This is a genomic window from Clostridium sp. JNZ J1-5 (assembly GCF_053901425.1).
Genome location: NZ_CM132773.1, coordinates 3,358,189 through 3,365,000, shown reverse-complemented (window position 1 = coordinate 3,365,000; position 6,812 = coordinate 3,358,189). Strand labels below are relative to the sequence as shown.

Below are 6,812 nucleotides of genomic sequence, written 5' to 3'. Positions count from 1 at the left end.
TATTCCAATCCATTACATAACACTCCTTTATAAATTAGTGTTTTTTATAAGTAAAATAAATTTATTCTTTACTTATATAATTTTATTCTAAATTTATTATTACCCATTAAACAAGAAAAAATGATTAGTAAAATAAAAAGCTGAGAAATAAATCTCAGCTTTTAAAATTTCTATATAAAATTATATATTAATTTAAATTATATTAAAAATAATTAATACAAGTAGAATTATTCCAATTAATATTCTGTATATAGCAAAAATTCTCATAGGTCTCTTTTTTAAGAAACTTACAAATTTATCTACAACAATTAGAGCAACAATAAATGAAACAATAAAACCAACAATAAGAGCTATAATTTGTACCATTCCTAAAGCAGCTATATTAATATCTAAAAGAGACTTTAAAGTGACTCCAACCATTACAGGTAATGCTAAAAAAAATGAAAATTCAGCAGCTGCAACTGTTGATAATCCAGCAATCCAGGCTCCTATTATAGTTGAAGCCGATCTTGACATGCCTGGCCAAAGTGCTAGACATTGAAAACATCCTATGAAAAAAGCCTGTTTTATATTAATATCATCTATAGTTTTAGTAGTGTACTTACCTCTATATTTTTTTTCAGCAAATATCATCCATATAGCCCCTACCAAAAGTGCTGCAGTTACAGTAATGGGATTAAATAGTTTTTCTTCAATCCAATCATTAAATGTAAGCCCTAAAACTCCTGCTGGTATACATGCTACAAAAATATTAAACCAAAATTTGAAGCCTGACTTTGGTTTTTTAGGAGAAAAATTTTGAAAAGTTTTCATAATTTTATTCCAGTATAAAACCACAATAGCTAAAATAGCACCTAACTGAATTATCATTGTAAAAGCATCTATGTATTGTTTTGTATATAGAGCAGCTGGTACTCCTCCCTCTTTAAACCCAATCAGATGGCCAACTATAATCATATGCCCTGTAGAAGAAACTGGTAAAAATTCCGTAATTCCTTCAACTATACCTATGATTATAGCCTTCAAAATAAATATTAAGTTATGCATTATCCTTTCACTCTCGCTTCCTTATTTACTTACCAAGTTCAACTTAAGACATTTAAAATCTATTTAGAATTATACTCTTTTTAACCGTTTTTTGTCCACCTTTTTATAAGTGCTATTTATCTGAGTATTCCAGTATAACTTCTCTAGATACTATTTTTCCATCTTGAGATAGCTTAATTGTATTTAATCCTGATTTAATATCTACATCAAAATACTTATTTACTTCTTTAAACGGTCCATCATTAATGCTTATATAATATTTGTCTACCATTTCACTATTTTTAAATACTCCACCAAGAAATGATAGTTTTACATCTTTATTATTAGTATTGTTTTTTCTAGAAAATATTAAAGTAGGTTTATCATCATTTTTTGATATTTTATGTACTACTTTAGGTGATAAATTAAATAGATGTTCATCATTTGTAAAAATCGTTGGAGAATTTAGTAAAGCTTTAGATGGAATGTTTATTTCATTCATGTCTTTTGCAAAACAAAGATAAGAGTTACTTTTTTTTATACTATAAATACTATTATCAATACTAATTGCATATGCATAAAAATATTTTTTCATTTGCTTCTTATAACTTTTACTTTTACTTAATTCTATTATATTAAGATTATCTATCCCTTTTTTTATAACTTCTATTACAGACAAAGGTGTATTGTTTTCTGTTATGTATATTCTATTGGATGGATCTATCATTATCCACTTATTGTGCTTATCACTCCATATCTCACAAACCATAAATATATCATTATCAGAAACTTTTTCTTTATTTGAAACAATCAATTCTCCAATCCTAGATTTAATGCCTGCCGCTATGGCAAATTCATTAAATACTGTACATATTTCTTTATTTGAAAACTCCTTTTTATTTTCCTTATCTTCGAGTATATCAAAAGCTCCTTTATTCCCTTCAAAAGGTTTAATGCTCTTTGAATACTTCATATTATTTTTTATCCAATTAATTATATCAATACTTTTATCAAGTTCATCTATTTTTCCATTAGTAATTTCCTGTATTTTAAATCTGTCTTTTAAATCATTTAATAGCTGTTTATCTTCAATATCGTAATATACATGTATATTTTTATTATTATATAGATTGTCCCACTTATCTATTTTAAGACCAACTTCCTTTTCCCTTCCTTTTAATTGTATTCCAACAAAAAAAGCTAAACCTAATAGTATAATAATTATTATAATTCTTTCCCTCATGCTTCTCATAGTAAATCACCCTATCTATACCTTATTAAAATAAATTTATATAAATAAAAAACTACTTATACTTTAATAGTATCGTAGTTTTTTTATTTATATTAATATAGATTTGCATTTGCTATACAATATTTAGATTTCCTCATACTTATTCAGACCTATATACTACTTCCCCATTTATTATAGTATAAAGTGTACTTGTAAGAGTCTCTAATGGATTACCATCAAAAATTGCAATATCAGCATCTTTTCCCGTTTCAATGCTTCCTACTCTATCTGAAACTCCACAAATTTCTGCAGCATTAATAGTAATAGCTTTTAATGCTTCTTTCATATCTAATCCTTCTTTAACAGCTAACCCAGCACAAATCGGCAGGTATTGAATAGGGGTTACTGGATGGTCTGTCATAATAGATATCTTAACTCCGTTTTTAGAGAGTACTGCTGGAGTGCTGAAACTTTTATTTTTTAATTCTATCTTAGACCTAGATGTAAGGCTCGGCCCAATAATTGCGCATCTTCCTGACTGCTTAACATAATCTGCTATAAGATGACCTTCACTACAATGATCTAAAGTAAGTTCTAAATCAAATTCTTTTCCTATTCTAATGGCCGTTAGAATATCATCTGCCCTATGACAGTGAGCCTTCAACGGAATCTTTTTATCTATTACAGGTAACAGTGCCTCTAATTTAAAGTTTTTATCAAAATCACTTTCTTCTTTTAGAGTTTTTTCTTTTTTTAATTTATAATCTTTAACTTTTATTAAAGTTTCTCTAAGAAGTGAAGCTGTTGCCATTCTAGTAGTTGGCATCCTCTTCCTATCCTTATAAACTCTTTTGGGATTTTCTCCAAAAGCCACTTTAATAGCAGAAGGTTCTAGAAGGATCATATCATCTATGCAAACTCCTTTTGTTTTCATTGCAACAAATTGTCCTCCTATAACATTTGCACTCCCAGGACCAGTCATCACAGTGGTAACACCAGCCCTAACTGCATCGTCAAAAGCTGTATCCATAGGATTTATTGCATCTATAGCTCTAAGCTCAGGAGTAATTGGATCTGTAGCTTCATTCACATCTAAGCCCTCAAAACCCATATCCTGTTCGTATATGCCTATATGGCAATGTGACTCAATTAATCCAGGTAAAACCCAGCCTCCTTTTGCATCTATTATCTCTACATCTTTATCTACTTCTATGTTTTCTGCAACTTTTAAAATCTTTCCATCTTTAATGAGTATGCATCCATTTTCATAGTCTTTGTTAGCCATAGTGATTATCTTACCGTTTTTTACTAAAATCATCTTTATCCCCCCAGTTTTTAGGACTAAATTCTTTTCCTATTCTTATATAAAATAGCTAATACAACAATTATAACTAGCATTGGTATTGAAAATATAAATTTAAATATGCTAAATACAAGTCCTATAATTGTCATGACAATTGCAACCGCTAAAGCTATTCCGGCAATTGGAAGAATTATTGCTCCTGCTAATGCTAAAACAACAATTAAAATAACTATAAAAAATAAAATTCCAAATAAAGTAGCCATTTAAATACCCCCTTTTTTATATTTTAATCTATTTCTATATTATTCATATACTAGTTCAATTAATTCACCTAAATTTACATCCTTTATTCTAGTCTCTGGCCTTCCCATTCTTCTTACTTCAATAAATCCACCATGAAAATCAGATCCAGATGTGTAAATTAGTTTTTCTTCTTTACACCATTGTACACACTTATGCATTATATCCTTACTATGATTTGGATGAAAACATTCAACTCCCATTATACCCATTTCTAAAAAAGGTCTTAGCTTTGCTTCTACAGGCATATTATCTCCTTCATAATAGGGATGGGCCAATATAGGAATTCCTCCGGAGTTTTTTATAATTTTTATAACTTTATCTGTTAAAGAAAACTCTGGAAATATAATTGTTTTTTCCTTATAGAATAATCTATTAAAATAATCACCTACATCTTTACATATTCCATTATCTATTAAAAAATTTAATGCCTTCCATCCACCTTTTCTCACATCATAATCATAATTTTCATACTCTACATAATCTATATCATATCCTTTTTCTATTAAATACTTTATTGAATTATCATTTCTCTTTTCCAGCAAATATTTATTATAATCTAATAAATCTACTAGTTCTTTATTGTTATTATTTGTACCATAAGCTAATATATGATATAAATTTCCTTGAAAAGTGCTGGATATTTCAATGCCAGGTATAAGAGATATGCCATGATCTTTAGCAATACTTTTAATTTCCTCTACATTTCTAAATTCATCATGGTCAGTTAAAGCTATTAAGTTTAATCCACATTTTAAAGCTTCATCTACAATTTCTTTTGGATTAAGAGTACCATCAGAAGCATTTGAATGGATATGCAAATCTAGTTTAGAATTTTCATTTAATTTAGCCATGATTCACCTCATTAATAAGATACTTTAGTTTTTATTACAAACAAAGTGCTAAATCCCCAAATAAGACTTAGCACTTCTATAACTATTTAAACTTTACTGCTGTACCATAAGCTATAACTTCTGCTGCTCCCTGCATTATAGCACTTGATGCATATCTTATATTTATTACAGCATCTGCACCAAGCTTTTCAGCTTCTTCAGCCATACGTTTTGTAGCTATAGATCTTGCTTCATTCATCATCTCAGTATAAGATGCTATCTCTCCACCTACTAAAGTTTTAAGACCACTCATTATATCTTTTCCTAAATGCTTTGAGTGTACTGTTGAACCCTTCACCATAGAAATAGTTTCTAATTCCTTTCCAGTTATAAAATCAGTATTTACTAATATCATCTTCATTCTCCCCTTTTATTTCTTTTATTCTTAAAATTAAAGTATATATAAGCATAGCTAAAATTATTACAAAAATTAACGCTACAAATAAAACTATTCCAAAAGGAATGTGTGTTTCAATAAGTCCAATACTAATTCCTACAGCATATAATATTATAAAAGTACCTACTATTATTGTTATTATAATTGCAGGAATTACACCCTTTTTCAACTTTTCCTCCCCCTTAATATTACTAATAATATAATATCATACATTTATTATAGACTTAAATATATATTTTAATTAAGTATAAATAATAAGAATGACAATACAAGTATTGTCATTCTTATTATTTACTTATTTACTTCTTCATATTCTACATCAATTATCTCAGAATTGTATACATCACTATCATTTTTCACATTGTATTCATAAACCTGGAAGTTTTCAATTTTACTATTTACCTTCTTAAATTTCGCAAATTTACTCTTTATAAAGTTTACCCCTTTAAAAATTCCCCAAATACCTATACTCACAGGAATTAATATAGCAATTCCTTGTAGTATAAATATAATAAACAAAAATACAGCTACTGAAATTAAGGCAGCTTTTATATTTCTTTTAAATCCAAAATTGTGATTTAAATATTCCATAACATATCCCTCTCTTTAACATTTAGGTTCATTGTTATTAAATTATATCACACTTTAAACAATACAATATTAAATGCTTCTTAAAAAAGTATTAATAATCTATTAAATTTAGAATCTTCTAAAATATTCTTCCTTGAATCCACTTCCATTTTCAATAATACCATCAATTTGTTTTAATAATCTTTCCTTATCTTCATTTAATGTTGCAGCTAATGGTGCATAATTTGAAGCATGATTACTCCTAAATACACAATTATCTACATCTAAATTTTTGATAAATTCTCTAGTTTCCATCATAACTTCTATAGGAGAAAGCAATGTCAATTCTTTACTTACAATTTTTTCGTAAATTTCGGTTTCTGATTCAACCATCAACGTAAGTAAGCCTACATAATCTGGATTTATACTGCTTACAACCTTTGCAGATTCCACGGCATGTTCCATCCATTTCTCTTTTCCTCCAAGGCCAGATATTATTGTAACTGAAAGTTTTATACCTGTTTTCTTAACCTTTTTTCCTGCTTCTATCATTTCACTTGCATTTACACCTTTTTTTACATCTTTCAGTATTACATCACTTCCACTCTCAATACCAAGATATATTATATCAAGACCTAGATCTCTAAGTTTTATTAACTCTTCCTCACTTTTTCTTAAAATGTCCTTAGGAGTTCCATATATTCCTATCCTATTGCATTCCGGGAAAAGCTCCTTTATTTTAATTAGAATTGCTTCTAAATCTTCTGTCTTTAATATTAAAGCATCTCCATCAGCTAGAAATACTCTCTTTACTGTCTTATAATATTCTCTTGCCATTTCTAAATCTTCAAATATATCATTTAACTTTCTTATTTTAAACTTTTTATCCTTATACATATTACAAAAAGTACACTTATTATGTGAGCATCCCAATGTAACTTGAATAATCAAGCTATAAGCTTCACTAGGAGGCCTATATACAGCACCTTCATATCTCATTAGTATCATCTCCTTATAAATATTATATCTTAAAACTTTCTTCCATGATTGGTGTAGTAATCTGTGTATATAATACCTAATTTCTAACACGAA

Annotated in this window: 10 protein-coding genes (1 of these 10 running past the window's edge); all 10 read right to left on the bottom strand. The window is 28.1% G+C overall.

Features of this window, described 5'->3' with window-relative positions; translation table 11 throughout:
* Positions 1-13: the start of a hypothetical protein gene (locus tag ACWW38_RS16115; RefSeq protein ID WP_456258544.1), read on the bottom strand. The gene continues 431 nt to the left of window position 1, outside the view; only the first 13 of its 444 coding nucleotides appear in the window; the start codon lies at positions 11-13; its stop codon lies off the left edge, out of view.
* Positions 14-192: 179 nt separating this feature from the next.
* Complete coding sequence (locus tag ACWW38_RS16110) at positions 193-1,050, bottom strand: undecaprenyl-diphosphate phosphatase (RefSeq protein WP_456260476.1); 858 nt, start codon at positions 1,048-1,050, stop codon at positions 193-195.
* Positions 1,051-1,159: 109 nt separating this feature from the next.
* On the bottom strand, positions 1,160-2,278 hold the full coding sequence (locus tag ACWW38_RS16105) for a transglutaminase domain-containing protein (RefSeq protein ID WP_456258543.1): 1,119 nt from the start codon (positions 2,276-2,278) through the stop codon (positions 1,160-1,162).
* A 139-nt stretch (positions 2,279-2,417) separates the two neighbouring features.
* Positions 2,418-3,575, bottom strand: coding sequence for an amidohydrolase (locus ACWW38_RS16100; RefSeq protein ID WP_456258542.1), 1,158 nt, complete (start codon positions 3,573-3,575; stop codon positions 2,418-2,420).
* 23 nt (positions 3,576-3,598) lie between these two features.
* On the bottom strand, positions 3,599-3,823 hold the full coding sequence (locus tag ACWW38_RS16095) for a hypothetical protein (protein ID WP_456258541.1): 225 nt from the start codon (positions 3,821-3,823) through the stop codon (positions 3,599-3,601).
* 39 nt (positions 3,824-3,862) lie between these two features.
* Entirely contained in the window at positions 3,863-4,714 is an 852-nt protein-coding gene (locus tag ACWW38_RS16090; RefSeq protein WP_456258540.1) for a PHP domain-containing protein, read from the bottom strand.
* Between the two features lie 82 nt (positions 4,715-4,796).
* Positions 4,797-5,108: a YbjQ family protein gene (locus ACWW38_RS16085; protein WP_456258539.1), complete on the bottom strand. Its 312-nt coding sequence runs from the start codon at positions 5,106-5,108 to the stop codon at positions 4,797-4,799.
* A complete protein-coding gene (locus ACWW38_RS16080) occupies positions 5,089-5,319 on the bottom strand; it encodes a hypothetical protein (RefSeq protein WP_456258538.1) in 231 nt (76 codons plus the stop codon). Before ACWW38_RS16080 ends, ACWW38_RS16085 begins: the two co-directional genes overlap by 20 nt.
* A gap of 122 nt (positions 5,320-5,441) precedes the next feature.
* Complete coding sequence (locus ACWW38_RS16075; protein ID WP_456258537.1) at positions 5,442-5,741, bottom strand: hypothetical protein; 300 nt, start codon at positions 5,739-5,741, stop codon at positions 5,442-5,444.
* A gap of 108 nt (positions 5,742-5,849) precedes the next feature.
* Complete coding sequence (locus ACWW38_RS16070; protein ID WP_456258536.1) at positions 5,850-6,719, bottom strand: radical SAM protein; 870 nt, start codon at positions 6,717-6,719, stop codon at positions 5,850-5,852.
* Between the last annotated feature and the right edge of the window lie 93 nt (positions 6,720-6,812).

Excerpts from the sequence above, each read along its gene's own strand:
- ACWW38_RS16075 (WP_456258537.1), bottom strand. The coding sequence starts at position 5,741 with ATGGAATATTTAAATCACAATTTTGGATTTAAAAGAAATATAAAAGCT.
- ACWW38_RS16100 (WP_456258542.1), bottom strand. The coding sequence starts at position 3,575 with ATGATTTTAGTAAAAAACGGTAAGATAATCACTATGGCTAACAAAGAC.
- ACWW38_RS16085 (WP_456258539.1), bottom strand. The coding sequence starts at position 5,108 with ATGATATTAGTAAATACTGATTTTATAACTGGAAAGGAATTAGAAACT.
- ACWW38_RS16070 (WP_456258536.1), bottom strand. The coding sequence starts at position 6,719 with ATGAGATATGAAGGTGCTGTATATAGGCCTCCTAGTGAAGCTTATAGC.
- ACWW38_RS16105 (WP_456258543.1), bottom strand. The coding sequence starts at position 2,278 with ATGAGAAGCATGAGGGAAAGAATTATAATAATTATTATACTATTAGGT.
- ACWW38_RS16095 (WP_456258541.1), bottom strand. The coding sequence starts at position 3,823 with ATGGCTACTTTATTTGGAATTTTATTTTTTATAGTTATTTTAATTGTT.
- ACWW38_RS16090 (WP_456258540.1), bottom strand. The coding sequence starts at position 4,714 with ATGGCTAAATTAAATGAAAATTCTAAACTAGATTTGCATATCCATTCA.